General features: G+C 35.6%; 12 protein-coding genes, 2 rRNA genes and 1 pseudogene. 6 read left to right on the top strand and 9 right to left on the bottom strand.

Going from position 1 to position 15,096, the window contains the following annotated elements; all coding sequences use genetic code 11:
• The 3 genes from WGMM_RS00705 to WGMM_RS00715 form a co-directional block, all read right to left on the bottom strand.
• Window positions 1–1,049 (bottom strand): MutS N-terminal domain-containing protein (locus WGMM_RS00705; protein ID WP_038248501.1); only part of this gene is annotated, 1,049 nt, incomplete at its 3' end.
• Window positions 1,050–1,325: 276 nt separating this feature from the next.
• Window positions 1,326–2,132: an ankyrin repeat domain-containing protein gene (locus WGMM_RS00710; protein ID WP_038248484.1), complete on the bottom strand. Its 807-nt coding sequence runs from the start codon at window positions 2,130–2,132 to the stop codon at window positions 1,326–1,328.
• 185 nt (window positions 2,133–2,317) lie between these two features.
• The gene (locus WGMM_RS00715) at window positions 2,318–2,500 is read right to left on the bottom strand and encodes a hypothetical protein (protein ID WP_038248487.1); all 183 of its coding nucleotides are present in this window, start codon (window positions 2,498–2,500) and stop codon (window positions 2,318–2,320) included.
• Window positions 2,501–2,896: 396 nt separating this feature from the next.
• Here WGMM_RS00715 and WGMM_RS00720 point away from each other — a divergent pair, with 396 nt between their 5' ends.
• Window positions 2,897–3,604 (top strand): TerC family protein, encoded by a 708-nt coding sequence (locus tag WGMM_RS00720; protein ID WP_038248490.1) that lies wholly within the window; start codon window positions 2,897–2,899, stop codon window positions 3,602–3,604.
• Between the two features lie 32 nt (window positions 3,605–3,636).
• On the opposite strand, the gene guaA is transcribed toward WGMM_RS00720, so the two are convergent.
• From guaA to WGMM_RS00735, 3 genes are all read right to left on the bottom strand, one after another.
• The gene (gene guaA, locus WGMM_RS00725) at window positions 3,637–5,202 is read right to left on the bottom strand and encodes a glutamine-hydrolyzing GMP synthase (protein WP_038248491.1); all 1,566 of its coding nucleotides are present in this window, start codon (window positions 5,200–5,202) and stop codon (window positions 3,637–3,639) included.
• Between the two features lie 258 nt (window positions 5,203–5,460).
• Window positions 5,461–7,245 (bottom strand): ribonucleoside-diphosphate reductase subunit alpha, encoded by a 1,785-nt coding sequence (locus tag WGMM_RS00730; RefSeq protein WP_038248494.1) that lies wholly within the window; start codon window positions 7,243–7,245, stop codon window positions 5,461–5,463.
• Between the two features lie 58 nt (window positions 7,246–7,303).
• Window positions 7,304–8,380 (bottom strand): methyltransferase domain-containing protein, encoded by a 1,077-nt coding sequence (locus WGMM_RS00735; RefSeq protein WP_038248495.1) that lies wholly within the window; start codon window positions 8,378–8,380, stop codon window positions 7,304–7,306.
• Window positions 8,381–8,715: 335 nt separating this feature from the next.
• Here WGMM_RS00735 and WGMM_RS00740 point away from each other — a divergent pair.
• Window positions 8,716–11,483: ribosomal RNA gene (locus WGMM_RS00740) — 23S ribosomal RNA — on the top strand.
• A gap of 66 nt (window positions 11,484–11,549) precedes the next feature.
• Window positions 11,550–11,656, top strand: a 5S ribosomal RNA gene (rrf, locus tag WGMM_RS00745).
• Between the two features lie 72 nt (window positions 11,657–11,728).
• Here rrf and WGMM_RS00750 read toward each other — a convergent pair.
• The 3 genes from WGMM_RS00750 to rpmH all read right to left on the bottom strand — a co-directional run bounded on the left by WGMM_RS00750 (window position 11,729) and on the right by rpmH (window position 12,567).
• Window positions 11,729–12,004: a hypothetical protein gene (locus WGMM_RS00750; protein WP_038248498.1), complete on the bottom strand. Its 276-nt coding sequence runs from the start codon at window positions 12,002–12,004 to the stop codon at window positions 11,729–11,731.
• 85 nt (window positions 12,005–12,089) lie between these two features.
• Entirely contained in the window at window positions 12,090–12,491 is a 402-nt protein-coding gene (gene rnpA, locus WGMM_RS05465; RefSeq protein ID WP_338062963.1) for a ribonuclease P protein component, read from the bottom strand.
• Entirely contained in the window at window positions 12,433–12,567 is a 135-nt protein-coding gene (rpmH, locus tag WGMM_RS05470) for a 50S ribosomal protein L34 (protein WP_081818049.1), read from the bottom strand. The genes rnpA and rpmH overlap by 59 nt, the downstream gene beginning before the upstream one ends.
• A gap of 107 nt (window positions 12,568–12,674) precedes the next feature.
• Between rpmH and pstC the strand changes: the two genes are divergently transcribed.
• The 3 genes and pseudogenes from pstC to atpD all read left to right on the top strand — a co-directional run.
• Window positions 12,675–13,763 carry a phosphate ABC transporter permease subunit PstC gene (pstC, locus tag WGMM_RS00755; RefSeq protein ID WP_038248503.1) on the top strand — a complete coding sequence of 363 codons (1,089 nt, stop codon included), beginning with the start codon at window positions 12,675–12,677 and terminating at the stop codon, window positions 13,761–13,763.
• 77 nt (window positions 13,764–13,840) lie between these two features.
• A complete protein-coding gene (locus WGMM_RS06355) occupies window positions 13,841–13,981 on the top strand; it encodes a hypothetical protein (RefSeq protein ID WP_240991806.1) in 141 nt (46 codons plus the stop codon).
• A 232-nt stretch (window positions 13,982–14,213) separates the two neighbouring features.
• Window positions 14,214–15,046: pseudogene (gene atpD / locus WGMM_RS00760) on the top strand (F0F1 ATP synthase subunit beta); the annotation flags it as partial.
• Between the last annotated feature and the right edge of the window lie 50 nt (window positions 15,047–15,096).

A 15,096-nucleotide genomic window follows, 5' to 3' on the forward strand; every position in this document is an offset into this window, starting at 1 on the left:
ATCTCTCGTATTTTTCTGCGTGAATCATGATTATTTACAAAAAATTGAGCGGTGCTGAGCCTCAAATTGATTGCCTTGGAGCAAGCAAGGGGTGAAGCGAGCATTTGTTTGAGCAGGCGTCCACCAGAAGCTGTAACTGTATGATCAATAACTGAAATTAGTGAACCTTTCTTTTCACCAAATTGAGTTGAAAACAACTCAAGATTTCTCCTTGCTGAAGCATCAATAAGCATGAAATTTTGTTGCTTATGGGTTTTTGGGAATTCAAGCCTTGGAATGGAGCCCCTTTGCGTTACTCTGACATATTCAAGCAGTGCACCACACGCCATGATTTCTACTTTGCTGAAATTTCCTATACTCCCAAGTTCCCTGATTTTATAAAACTCGCATAATGTTCTGTGAGATTTACTATACTCAAAAAAGCTCTGTGCGTGTTGCGTAATTAATATTTTATAATTTTTTAAAATCGATCTAATTTTTTCATCCTCAGTGAATTTTTCAGAAATTAATAATTCTCTTGGTGATATACGCAATAAATCACTATCTAGAGCTTTCAAACTCGTTAAAGTGTGAAAAAATTTTCCCGTCGATAATTCAAGCCAACTAATAGCATATTCGTCATTTTGTTCAACTATGGATGCGAGATAATTATTGCTTTTATCCTCCAGTAGTGAATCTTCTATAATTGTACCTGGAGTTACAACTCGCACTACATCACGTTTTACTATGGATTTATAGCCCCTCTTTTTTGCTTCATCAGCAGTTTCTAATTGATCACAGATTGCTACTTTGAATCCTAAATCTATTAGCTTGTGCAGGTAAGATTCACTACTGTGTGCTGGCACTCCACACATTGGTATTTCTTGCCCACACGAATTACCTCTCTTAGTGAGCACTATATTCAGCAATTTCGCAGCTTTAATAGCATCATCGAAAAACAATTCATAAAAATCTCCTAGCCTATAAAATAGCAGATGATCTTTGTATTGAGCTTTCAGGTTCAAATACTGCTCCATCACAGGGGTGTTTTTTTCTTTTACGAAGCTCATAATATTTTTTAATATATTGTATTGATAAACGTTTATTATAGATTATATTGCACATGTGAATAACATAAATTTTAAATAGGTGTATAGAGGGGAAAATTTAAAACAATTAAATTTCTTGGATCCAAGTAGTCAGAACACTTGGATGACATAAAGAGTAGGAGTATTTGATGAACAAAAAAACAAAAACGCAGTTGTCATTCCAGCGCGTGACGCTGGAATCCAGAATATCCTAATTACAAGGTTTATTATTTAGTTTGAAAAATACTATAGCTTTTTCTATGTAAGTTGTGGCCCCTTTTTACCATTTGCGACAGTTGTATCATCAACAGATATTTCAGAGCTAACAGTGCTAATAGTTTTTTCTATCGCTTTAGCCTCTTCATAGTCATGACTCAAAAAATACATGGCCAGTCCAATAGCTATACTAGCAACAAGAGAAGATGCTATCATTACACCTAGTATCATACCACCAGAAAGACTTACTGCAACACACACACCAGCTCCAAGTACAACACCAAGAAAACCACCAATTATTACGCCAGGCACCAAACTGCCTACCATAGCGCTTTCTTTTTTCGTATTAGCTTGTTTTTTCATACTTTTAATAAGCACTTCTTTTGTTTTTCCTTGAGCTAAATCTGAAGGAACTTTATTATCCGCGTTTTGTATCAAAGGATTTGCACTATATGTAACAAGCAGGGTGGTTATTTCTTCAGTTTTATTACCTATAACTGCATGATGTAGTAATGTATTTCCCTCTTCATCTTTAAAGTTTATATGAGTACGAAATTCTTCATCTAGATTTCTTATTGGGTTGTTTTTGTCATATATCCTAGGTTGTATTGCTCCATCTAAGTATTGTATTACTTGTTCTAGTGATTGCTCGCCAGGATTTTGTATAAAATGAAGCAGAATTTCGTGTACTATCGCTTCCTTTGTAGTTTGTGGGCATTGTAAAGCGTAATTAAATGTCTGTGTAGTAATAACTTCTTCTTTTCTTTTTTTAAGAACAACCCTTAAATCTTCAATCGCCTTTTCACCATCTTTTATTCCAAGAATTATTGAATCCAAATTATTTATCATGCTATCCTCCTTGGTTTGATTGCATTACTCATTAATAAATAATATAATAAATCCTGCTAAAAGTCAAGCAATTAATTAATAAGTTAATATAATCCTCCAAAAGGAGCTCCTTACTTTTTGTTCAGCATGTCCATTGGATCAGACTCTTTAAGCTTGCTGTTTGCTGAATTTATTCATCACAATAGCTACAATGTGCTATCGAAGTTCTCTGTAATCTTAGTTGGTTCTTCTAGAATATTCAAAATATCAGTTGCACAATAAACCCGATCTCTCTTTCCTTGAGAAGTTTGTGAAACGACGCCTAAATCTTCAAGCTTTACGATTGCTCTTTTGGCTGTTGTAAATACGACACCTAAGTTTTCAACCACTTTCCTTATAGTAAAGCAAGGGTTTAAAGACTATTCACTAAATCATTGTCCCATCCAAATTTTGGTGGCAAGGGGCTTGGTATAAATGCCTGATAACCAGCGAATACTTTGCCTGATGGTGATCCTTTAATATACATTCATTCAACCTAGCACACTATTTTTATAGTATATATTATTTTCAAATAAAGTCAAAAATGAAAATAAGGCTTTATCTTATTTGCGTGCATGAAAATAAGAAACTCTCTTATTATTGATTTTGCTCAAAACGAAAATAGAAGAAGCTGCTGAACTTTATATATCCTGTTTTTCTGGAGAACTGCTATAAAACTTCTGAGTGAAGTCACTTAATTTTTACACATCTATTGTAGAGTAAGAAGAACCGAATTTGAAACAAAAATGCTAACTGATGCTTGGACTTTACTGACACTTACACTACTTGAAACTATACTTAGTGTAGACAATTTAATCTTTATTTCTCTAGCAATAGATAAGGTACCAAATGCGCTGAGAGAAAGAGTGCGCCTTATGGGCCTTGGATTAGCACTATTAATGCGTTTTGTAATACTATTTTTTACATCATCTATATTATCAATGCAAAAACCTATATTTCACACTGCATCAGCAAGGGATTTACTTATGATCGCAGGGGGATTATTCCTTATTGTTAAGAGCTCTATGGAGTTACGGGATGACATCTTTGTATGTAAGAAAAATAAAAAGAAAGCAAACGTTAAATCAAAATTTTTTTTAGTTGTGCTACAAATTATATTAATAGATTTAGTTTTTTCGGTTGATTCGATATTAACTGCTATAGCACTAACTTATAACATGGTAATAATTGCTACAGCATTTACATCTTCCATGCTAGCAATGCTGTTTTTATCAAGTTATACCGCCCAGTTAATCAAATCTAACCCAGGGTTAAAAATAATCGCCATTTTATTTGTTTTACTTGTCGGTGTGTACCTCATACTTCATGGATTTCATATAGAATTACCAAAAGGATATTTGTATTCTTCATTTATGTTTGCACTGCTTGTGGAAATTATAAGCAAAATAAAGAAAATTAACCGTCATACCGCGATTCATTCGCGGTATCTCTAGATCCAGCTAACAAGCAGCGGGATCTTTTTGATTTACTCCCACTCAATAGTTGCGGGTGGTTTAGAAGTGATATCATAAACAACTCTATTTACTCCGGGAACATTATTAACAATTATACTGCCAACATTGCGTAAAAAATCCCAAAATACTAGCAAGTGTTGATCCTTATCTTCAAATGGAAATGCATCGGCTGTCATACCATCAGATGATGTTACAGCCCTTAAAGCACAAACATATCCATACGTACGACCATCTCCCATAACGCCTACAGTTTTTATTGGTAATAATACAGCAAAAGCTTGCCATATCTTACCATATAGATCGTAATTTTTCATCGTATTAATATATATTTCATCTACTTCTTGCAATATTTGCACCTTTTCTTTATCGACTTCACTTATAATCCTCACTGCAAGTCCGGGTCCAGGAAATGGATGTTGAAATATTATCTCGTCTGAAAGCCCAATTTCTTTTCCAAGTAGCCTTACCTCATCTTTAAAGAGGTAACGTAAAGGCTCCACTAACTTCAGATTCATCTTTTCTGGCAACCCACCAACATTATGGTGAGACTTAATTGTACTAGTGTTGTCTGAGGCATGCCCTGACTCAACTACATCAGAGTAGATGGTACCTTGCATCAAAAAATCCACATCACCTATTTTTTTTGCTTCTTCTTCAAACACTTCAATAAAAGTGTTACCGATAATTTTTCGCTTTTCTTCTGGATCAGTTATTCCCTTCAACCTACTCAAAAATAAATTTGATTTATCAACGTAATTTATCGGAATCTCTTTCAACATAGCGATGATTTGGTTCTTGCGTAACAACCCAGTATCGATAAAAATACAGTTCAATTGTTTTCCTATAGCTTTATGTGTGAGAGCCGCTGCAACGCTTGAATCAACCCCACCACTTACTGCAGCGATTACTTTTTTCTCTCCTACTACATTTTTGATTTTTTCCTTTTGCTCCTCAATAAACGACTTCATTGTCCAGTCTCTTTTGCAATTTGCAATATCCAAGAAGTTAGAGAGCAATTTACTGCCATTTGTTGTGGGCTTAACCTCAGGATGGAACTGAGTACAGTAAATCTTCCGCTGTTCGTTGACAATCATTGCAATTGTTTGATTTATCACACCTGATGCGATAACAGTAAATCCCTGTGGTATAGTATCAACACTGTCCGCATGGTTCATTAATACATCCACTTCAGAATTAACATCCCAGGTATCCTTTACAATGGGGGATTCTTTTAGTATCTTGATTTTAGTTCTACCAAACTCCTGTTTGAAACTCTCTTTTACTTTTGCTCCAAAATAATGACAAATGAATTGCTGTCCATAGCATATTCCAAGTATTCCAAGAACGCTTGTTGCCTCATTAAGTTTTATAATTTCATGTACTACTCTACTTGTTTCAGAACAATCATCATTTACAGATTGTGGTCCTCCAGAGAGAATAAACCCATTGAATTTTGATATTGTTTCAAAACTGATGTTGCTTGGAAATATCTCACAATAAACACCCATTCCTCTTACTTGTCTTGCGATAAGCTGTGTAAACTGTGAACCAAAATCAATAATGGCAATTGCTGACAATTTGCTCCTCCATATTATTTAAAATGATATCTGATAATAAAGAAAATAATGGAGTAAGTAAACCAAGACCTGTTTAAAAGCTTTAACGCGTACAGAGAAGATAAATAAATAGCTTCAATTTTATGATAAGAGGGCTGGCGGAGTTTGTCAAGGAAGTTTTTTCGTTTCTATTCCCAATAAAAGTGCGTTATATGGTTATGCAAGAAGTCTATTTACCCATTTGCTTAACTTTCTATCTACTTTTTCTGAGTAAGGCCGCTATTGGCATGACAGACATTCATCGTAGTCAATATCTGTTTTTTGTTGCAATATTTCACTTTTTTTGAATATGTCATCCGAGACCTTATCGGCTCTCTGCATTGATTGTGATCTGCAGTAATATAAGCTCTTCAATCCTTTTTTCCAAGCAAGCATGTGTATTTTGTGCAAGTAACGTTTATGTACGTTGGCAGGTAAGAACAGATTTACTGATTGAGATTGACAAATATACGAAGTTCTATTACTTGCATATTCTATAATCCATCTTTGGTCGAGCTCGTACGCTGTTTTAAACGTCAATTTTTCATGCTCACTAAGAAAATCTAAATGCTGAACGGAACCCTCGTTTGTTGAAATTGAAGACCATATTTTATCATTGTCTTGATTTTTTTCTGCTAATAGTTTTTGCAAGAATTTATTTCGCACTACAAATGAACCTGTAAGTGTCTTTTGTATGAATACGTTTGCTGCGTATGGTTCTATTCCAGGGGAGGTATTACCTGCAATAATGGAGATCGAGGCAGTAGGAGCAATAGCGAGTTTGTGTGTAAACCTTTCCATTAGATCAACTTCTTTGGTATCAGAACATGCTCCCTTTTCTTCTGCTAATTTTTTAGAAACTATATCTGCTTGCTCGCGTAAATATTTAAATATTTTTTTATTCCATTGTTGTGCTGTTACTGATTCAAAAGGAACCATTTTGCTTTGTAAAAATGAATGAAAGCCCATCACACCAAGACCAATACTGCGTTCTCTTATTGCAGAATATTTTGCTCGCTGCATTTCATTCGGTGCTTTATTTATGAAATCTTCCAATATATTATCAAGAAAGCGCATTATATCTTCTATGAAGAGTTTATTGTCTTTCCATTCTTCGTAGTACTCAAGGTTTACGGATGATAGACAACACACAGCAGTGCGTGACTTATTCAGGTGATCATAACCTGTGGTTAAAGTTATTTCACTGCATAGATTTGACATCTTGATGTCTAAGTTGAGCTTTTTGTAAGATTCTGGCTTATTGTTATTTGTTGCATCAAGGAAAATAATGTAAGGTTCTCCAGTTTCAACTCTTGCTGTTAATATTTTGATCCATATATCCCGCGCTTTTACAGTTGAAATAACCTTATTGTTGTGAGGGCTTATTAAATTCCATTCTTGATCATTCTCAACAGCCTGCATAAATTTATCTGTTACTATTACAGCATGATGTATATTTAACGCTTTGCGATTTGGGTCACCGCCTGTTGGCTTGCGTAAATCCAGAAACTCTTCTATCTCCGGATGAGATACAGGAAGATAAACTGCTGAACTTCCTCGCCTTAAGGATCCCTGACTAATTGCAAGTGTTAGAGCATTTTGCACTACAATAAATGGAACAATTCCTGATGTTTTGCCGCTACCCTTTACGCTTTCGCCTATTGAGCGTAAATTTCCCCAATAACTACCTATTCCACCACCACGTGCAGCAAGCCAAACATTTTCATTCCATAGATCAACTATTCCCTGCAAGCTGTCTTCGGTTTCATTAAGAAAGCAAGAGATAGGTAACCCTCTCTTAGTGCCACCATTGCTGAGTATTGGTGTTGAAGGCATGAACCACAAGTTGCTCATGTAGTCATAAAGACGCTGCGAATGTTCTTTATTATCAGAATAGTAATTAGCAATACGTGCAAAGAGGTCTTGATAACTTTCATTTTCTATTAAATACCTGTCTGATAGAACTGCTTTTCCAAAGTCGGTTAATTTGCTGTCCTTTGCGTAATTAATGGTAATGTTATTCATAAAATTCCTTTTATTCTTTTATTATATATAGATACTTAAAAGTCATTTTGAGCGATTTTTAAGTTAGGTTTTTCGGATTTTCTTGTTGATGCTGTAATGCAAACAAGATACCGTCAACCTGACTGCCATATACTTTACAGTAACTCATATAACTTATTTGCATATTTATTTCTTTTGCAACATGTTGAACATAACTTTCTGAGTGACGAAAATAGTCTCCTTTATTTACAAAGTCAATACCTTCACCTTCCTTTCTTCTTATTAAACATACAATAACTCCTTTTTTGCTCGTAGATCTTTTTGCTAATTTCAATTCTTCTTGAAAGTCATGTAGATAATGTAGCACTTCAGCAAAGATAATTACATCATACTGCTGGTTTTTCTCTTGTTTAAGAAACTCTTTCATTTCCATATGTATTAATTCATTGTAAACAGGCTTACCTTTTATAAAGCATCCTCTTGCGATATTTAGCATTCTACTTGAAATGTCAATTCCTGTTATGTGGTTTCCAATACTATTTATTTTTAAGAAATGACCACATATTCCAGTCCCACAACCAAGGTCAAGTATATTGAGCTCAGAAGTGGAGTTGTTGAAGATTTTTGTAATTATCATGTGTACAAGTTCATGCCCTCTATATTGTTTGGCAATCAACCAATGCTCAACAAAATATTCACCTGTGTAATCAAAATATTGTCTTATGAGGTTTTTTGGCAATTCTGTAATAAGCGCTGAGTTTGTCATTTTTTTTATATAGTAAGACGCCTCCTCGTGGTCATTATCTAATTTTAGTGTCCTTGTTAAATAACTATAAGCTTTGTTAGTATTCCCTACCGCAAAATGACACCTTCCGATGTTATACCAGACTATAGGTAAATGGGGGTAAAATATGCTAATTAACCAAAATCGTAACTTTGCATCTGATATGCTACCTTTATAAAAGTGATATAAACCGATTTCAATGTTGGTGTTTAACAGGTTCTTAGATTTTTTAAGAAGCACTGTCATTTCTTTATGAAGAGTATTATATTTATTCACAATGAAGTGTTTTACTTTCTTAATATTTAATACGCCAATGAGCTTAGACATACAATTTAAAGCAACGTTTTTTATAAAAGAGAGATTACTTTTCATACGTTAGAAATACTCCGAATGTTTATTATCATTTTTAGGCAATTGATTTTAACACATTTTATCTTACAAAATATCTTTTTTATTAATTTTTACTGTATATATCAGCTTACCACATATTTCTCAGATTATGCTGTTTAGGATTGCTAGTATATTGTTGTTGATAATATAAGTAAATGTTTTGTGCAAAAAGGCGTTGACATATTATTTATTAGGTTATAACATATGAAAGATTAATTTAGTTTTTAGATGTTTGACAAGTTTTATGGTAGAGATTAATTTAATCTCAATTCAATTTTAATAATATTTAACTCTGCATATTCTGCATATAGTCGGATAAATAAATTATTAAGAGCACTTGATGGATGCCTTGGTGTTAAGAGGCGATGAAGGACGTGGCAGGCTGCGATAAGCTGTGGGGAATTGTCAACAAATTTTGATCCGCAGATTTCCGAATGGGGAAACCCAACTAGTTTAGCTAGTTATTACGTACTAAGTATGTAAAGCAAACTTGGTGAACTGAAATATCTAAGTAGCCAAAGGAAAAGAAATCAACCGAGATTCTGTTAGTAGTGACGAGCGAAAGCGGAAAAGGCTAGTGATTTAAGAATAAGAATTAGAATACTCTGGAAATAGTAACAATAGAAGGTGATAGTCCTGTATAAGTAGAAAGTTTTTAAATCCTTGAGTAAAGCGGGGCACGTAAAATCCTGTTTGAATATGGGGGGACCATCCTCCAAGCCTAAATACTCCTTAACGACCGATAGTGAACAAGTACCGTGAGGGAAAGGTGAAAAGAACCCCGGGAGGGGAGTGAAATAGAATCTGAAATCAAGTGCTTACAAACAGTTGGAGCTCTATATCAATTTATTGATATTTAGAGTGACAGCGTACCTTTTGCATAATGGGTCAGCGAGTTAATCTATGAAGCAAGCTTAAGCCGTTAGGTGTAGGCGTAGCGAAAGCAAGTCTGAATAGGGCGTTTTAGTTTTATGGATTAGACCCGAAACCAAGTGATCTAGTCATGACCAGATTGAAGGTGTGGTAAAACACGCTGGAGGATCGAACCAGTTAATGTTGCAACATTATTGGATGAGTTGTGATTAGGGGTGAAAGGCCAATCAAACTCGGAAATAGCTGGTTCTCCGCGAAATCTATTTAGGTAGAGCGTTGTATGTATGTTGTTGGGGGTAGGGCACTGGATAGACTAGGGGGATTCACCGTCTTACCAAATCTAACTAAACTCCGAATACCAACAATTAATTATACAGCAGGCACACTACGGGCGCTAAGTCCGTGGTGAAGAGGGAAACAACCCAGATCACTATCTAAGGTCCCAAAATTACAGCTAAGTGGGGAAGGAAGTAGAAAAACCATTACAGCTAGGAGGTTGGCTTGGAAGCAGCCATCCTTTAAAGAAAGCGTAACAGCTCACTCGTCTAAATAAGTTTTTCTGCGCCGAAAATGTACCGGGGCTAAAGCTGTATACCGAAGATGTGAGTGCTTATTGATTTCGATCAATAGGCGCGGTAGCGGAGCGTTCCGTAAGTCTGTGAAGGTGGTTTGTGAAAACTGCTGGAGATATCGGAAGTGAGAATGCTGACATAAGTAGCGTAAAAGAGTGTGAAAAACACTCTCACCAAAAATCTAAGGGTTCCTACGTTAAGTTAATCTGCGTAGGGTTAGTCGGTTCCTAAGGCGAGTCCGTAAAGGAGTAGTCGATGGCAATTAGGTTAATATTCCTAAACCTCTTAAGTGTGACGGGTTTCGTATTTGTATAGGTCTTATTGGATTGATCTGTGCTTAAAAGAAGCTCCAGGAAATAGCACTTATATTTATGAGGCCGTACCGCAAACCGACCCTGGTGGATGAGTAGAGTATACTAAGGTGTTGAAAGAATGATGTTGAAGGAACTCGGCAAATTATACCTGTAACTTCGGAAGAAGGGTAACCTGCTTTTAGGCAACTATGGGTAGGTGGCACAAAATAGGGAGTAGCGACTGTTTACTAAAAACACAGGACTCTGCAAACACGTAAGTGGAAGTATAGGGTCTGACGCCTGCCCGGTGCTGGAAGGTTAATAGGAAGGGTGCAAGCTCCGAATTGAAGCCCCAGTAAACGGCGGCCGTAACACTGACGGTCCTAAGGTAGCGAAATTCCTTGTCGGGTAAGTTCCGACCCGCACGAATGGCGTAACGATTTCTCCACTGTCTCCAACATCACTTCAGCGAAATTGAATTCCCCGTGCAGATGCGGGGTACCCGCGGTTAGACGAAGAGACCCCGTGCACCTTTACTATAGCTTTACATTGCTATTAAAAGTGTGATGTGCAGGATAGGTGGGAGACTTTGAAGTTATGGCGCTAGCTATAATGGAGTCAACCTTGAGATACTACCCTTTACACTTTTGATATCTAACTATGTTTCATTATCTGGAGCTAGGACATTGTATGGTGGGTAGTTTGACTGGGGCGGTCGCCTCCTAAAAAGTAACGGAGGCGTGCGAAGGTAAGCTAGAGCTGGTCGGAAATCAGCTTGATAGTGTAATGGCATAAGCTTGCCTGACTGCGAGGCTGACAAGCCAAGCAGAGACGAAAGTCGGTCATAGTGATCCGGTGATTCTGTATGGAAGGGTCATCGCTCAACGGATAAAAGGTACGCCGGGGATAACAGGCTGATGGTGTTCGAGCGTTCATAGCGACGACACCGTTTGGCACCTCGATGTCGACTCATCACATCCTGGAGCTGAAGAAGGTCCCAAGGGTTCGGCTGTTCGCCGATTAAAGTGATACGTGAGTTGGGTTTAGAACGTCGTGAGACAGTTCGGTTTCTATCTGCCGTGGGTGAAGGAAATTTGAGAAGGTCTGACTCTAGTACGAGAGGACCGAGATGGATATACCTCTGGTGTGCCAGCTGTTATGCCAATAGCATCGCTGGGTGGCTATGTATAGATGGGATAATTGCTGAAAGCATATAAGCAAGAAACCCTCTTCAAAAAAAGATTTCCCAATTAAGGCCGTGGAAGACTACCACGTTGATAGGCTAGGTGTGGAAGCATGGTAACATGTGAAGCTAACTAGTACTAATAGCCTGATTGATTTATTTGCTTTCTATATGTGTGTATGCAGTGTTAAATATTAAGTTAAAATTGTTAAGTTAGAAATTTTTATTGACTTGGTGGCTATAGCAAAAATGAACCACCCGATCTCATTTCGAACTCGGAAGTGAAACTTTTTAGCGCTGATGGTACTTGAAAAGGGAGAGTAGGTCACCGCCAAGTTTATAAAAATTTCTTTGTTAATTAGACAGTAGGTATGCTTATATTTTAACTTTCTTGTTTTGTTACTATTCTTTAAGTTTTTACTTTAACCACGATATCTTTTTTTCTTATATGTTCTTGGTCATTTTCTACATTATTTAGCATTGTTCCTACTTCCCCTAATTGGTTCCCTTTTGAAGGAGAATTACTGATTTCTGGTAATATTACATTACCTCCCACTTTTTTAAATAATTCTTCTTGTTGGCGAAATCCTGACCTCCAATCTGTTCCTGTTCCTTTAGGAAGAAATAAGAATTGATACATCTGACCAAAGCCTGTGTTATTTACCTCTTTTATATGCTCTACCATTCACCACACCCATTAACTATTTTTAAAAATTTTACCTATATTATCATAAAAAATATAGTTGTAAATACCTTAATTGAGATTTTTTTTATTTTATCTTTTTTAAGCAAATAGTTAGATCTTTTTGTAAGTTTTTATAACTTGCTTGCATAATGTTCCTATGAATTAGTATTATGTAGTAGTGCCCTATATTACTTATATTTAAAATGCTAATTTTAGCAAGCATTCGTAGTTGCCTTTTTATTTTATTTCTTTTTGCTGCTTTTCCGGTTTTTTTACTGATAGCCAGATCTACTCTAATAGTATGAATGTACTTTTCAGGTTCTCTTTCTTTTATAGCGTACAGTGATATATAAAGCCCACGATAAAGAAGACTGTTGAGTGCTAACTTATTTTTGAAAGCAGAAGAAAAATCTTTTTTTTTATACTTACTATGCGCATAATTTGTTACACCATAGTGAACGGCGCCTATTAAGGATTTTTCTTCCAGCTCTTGTTGCCATACGTGAACGAAATCCGTGTCTGCGCTTCCTTATCAAATTTTTTGGTTGAAATGTTCTCTTCATTGTTTTTATATTAATATAATTATTTATTTTAAATTGTTTTACTTTATTGTCAAATAATGGTGAACTTGTATGACATTTTCGTAGAATAAAATTTGATGCATGGAAGAATGAATTCGGTGATAGTCATACCTGTCTTACTAATCCTTTTATTTTGTTTTAGTAGGTTTCAAGAAGTAAATAAGGTTAAATCTTACCTATATCTTAGTTGTGTATTGATGCTAACTTGGTTATTAGTATTCTATAATAATTGTTTTGTAACTTTTATTTCTATAGCGTTACTTTTTTTCATGCTTGCTTTTATCTTTAAAAATAAAAGAAATAAGATAATAAAACTTTCGTTATTTGTGGCTTTGGCCATATCATTTTTTATCACTTTATTTATAATGCTGTCTATTTTTGTTCAATCCATTAGTTTTTTTAATAAAGTAGCTATTTCAGAATTCTTGTTTTGCTTGAAATGGGGCCACAATGTAGTCACTATCAATGAAGAGAAGATAGGATGTTTTGGTATAGCGCCGCTTTTAGTTGGTACATTACTTATAACTATTATAGCAATGTTAGTTGTCGTTCCGCTTGGTTTATTTTCTGCAATATATATTAGTGAATATGCAAGTGAGAAAGTGCGTTATATTGTTAATACAACTTTGCAAGTTTTGTCTGCTATTCCTACGGTTGTATATGGATATTTCGCGGTTGTGTTTTTGTCTTTCTTTATAAAGCAGGTAGCTAAATTTTTTGGTTTAAGTATACACTCAGAAAGTGCCTTAGTTGCCGGTTTATCGATTGGGATAATGATTCTTCCTTTTATTATTTCTTTACTCGAAGATGCCATAAGATCTGTTCCAAAAAGCTTGCGTTATGGCTTCATGGCACTTGGTGCAACTCCAGCGGAAACTATATGGCATATAACAATACCTTATGCAATGCCTACAATTTTAAGTGCAATTTTGTTGTCAATTTCAAGAGTGATAGGTGAAACAATGATTGTGCTAATGGCTGTGGGAATCAACGCAAATTTGACTTTTAACCCTCTTAATTCAGTTACTACCATTACCGTGCAGATCGCTACATTACTTACCGGAGATCAGGATTTCAATAGTGTACAAACTCTTGCTGCTTATGCGCTTAGTTTAGTATTGTTTATTATTACTTGGCTATTAAATGCGTTTGCGTTGTTTGTAATGAAGCGTAACTAGTAAGCGTTTTAATGTTGCAAAATTTCTATTAATAATATAAAATTTATTTTCTTTAGAAGTTCTTTTATGGAATTATAGTGTTAGGTGATAAAAATAAAGAGATGAATATAGGTAGAGCGATTAAGGTAACTCAAGCAGTTGTTGATATAAAATTTGAAGGTGAATTGCCTAAAATATTTAATGCTTTAAAAAGCAAACTAAAATATAAGAGAACCTAATAGGGAAAGAAATGCTTCCTTTTATTAAAAAGAAAAGCCCCTTCCGACTAGACCCCTTCCGCTTTCCAATGAGAAAAACCTATTGCTAGGTTATAGATAGAAGCCTTAAACCTTTCTTAGCCATTGACTGTGCGACTCTTAAAGAGCCATAATGCAGCAGAAAATGTTTCTAGGGAGCACCACGAAGAGGTGAAGGTTTCGGCACTTCTATGGGTGAACCAATTGATCCCATAGTTTCGCTCCCCAACAGAGAATACAGGAAGAAGTTTTAGTTACGGGAATAGAAGTTATAGATCTTCTTGCACCTTATCTTAAAGGAGGAAAAATTGGCTTATCTGGTGGAGCCGGTGTTGGTAAAACAGTCCTAATAATGGAATTCATTAATAATATAGCAAAAGCTCATAAAGGATTTTCTGTGTTTGCCGGGGTAGGGGAGAGAACGCGTGAAGGTAACGATCTTTATCACGAGATGATCACTTCAAATGTAATAAATATAAATGAGCATGAAAAATCTCAAGCTGTTTTGGTTTATGGTCAGATGAATGAGCCTCCTGGAGCAAGGGCTAGAGTTGCTTTAACAGCACTTACTATGGCAGAGTATTTTCGTGACCGTGAAAACCAAGATGTTCTATTTTTTGTGGATAATATCTTTAGATTTACACAAGCTGGTTCTGAAATTTCTGCTTTACTTGGAAGAATACCGTCAGTTGTTGATTATCAGCCAACCCTTACAACTGATATGCAATGCAAGAAAGAATAGCTTCAACAACTTCTGGCTCTATTACTTATGTGCAAGCTATATATGTTCCTGCGGACGATTTAACTGATCCAGCTCCAGCAACTACGTTCTCTCACCTTGATGCCACCACAGTGTTGTCAAGGCAAATAGCTGAAATGGGAATATACCCTGCTGTTGATCCACTTGATTCAACTTCTCAGTCTTTATCTGCTGAAATCATTGGTGAAGAACATTATAAGGTAGCTTCTGAGGTGAAACGTATATTGCAAACTTATAAATCACTGCAAGATATTATCGCAATACTTGGTATGGATGAGCTATCTGATTTATTTATTTATTTATTTATTACACTTATACAGAAACTCAACTAAAAAAA

Origin of the sequence: Wolbachia endosymbiont of Glossina morsitans morsitans, assembly GCF_000689175.1 — a bacterium.
GTDB classification, from domain to species: domain Bacteria; phylum Pseudomonadota; class Alphaproteobacteria; order Rickettsiales; family Anaplasmataceae; genus Wolbachia; species Wolbachia pipientis.

What these genes read in the sequence shown, in the direction of transcription:
- WGMM_RS00710 (WP_038248484.1), bottom strand. Translation starts at nt 2,132, where the DNA reads ATGATAAATAATTTGGATTCAATAATTCTTGGAATAAAAGATGGTGAA.
- WGMM_RS00720 (WP_038248490.1), top strand. Translation starts at nt 2,897, where the DNA reads ATGCTAACTGATGCTTGGACTTTACTGACACTTACACTACTTGAAACT.
- WGMM_RS00730 (WP_038248494.1), bottom strand. Translation starts at nt 7,245, where the DNA reads ATGAATAACATTACCATTAATTACGCAAAGGACAGCAAATTAACCGAC.
- WGMM_RS00735 (WP_038248495.1), bottom strand. Translation starts at nt 8,380, where the DNA reads ATGAAAAGTAATCTCTCTTTTATAAAAAACGTTGCTTTAAATTGTATG.
- WGMM_RS00750 (WP_038248498.1), bottom strand. Translation starts at nt 12,004, where the DNA reads ATGGTAGAGCATATAAAAGAGGTAAATAACACAGGCTTTGGTCAGATG.
- rpmH (WP_081818049.1), bottom strand. Translation starts at nt 12,567, where the DNA reads ATGAAGAGAACATTTCAACCAAAAAATTTGATAAGGAAGCGCAGACAC.
- pstC (WP_038248503.1), top strand. Translation starts at nt 12,675, where the DNA reads ATGAATTCGGTGATAGTCATACCTGTCTTACTAATCCTTTTATTTTGT.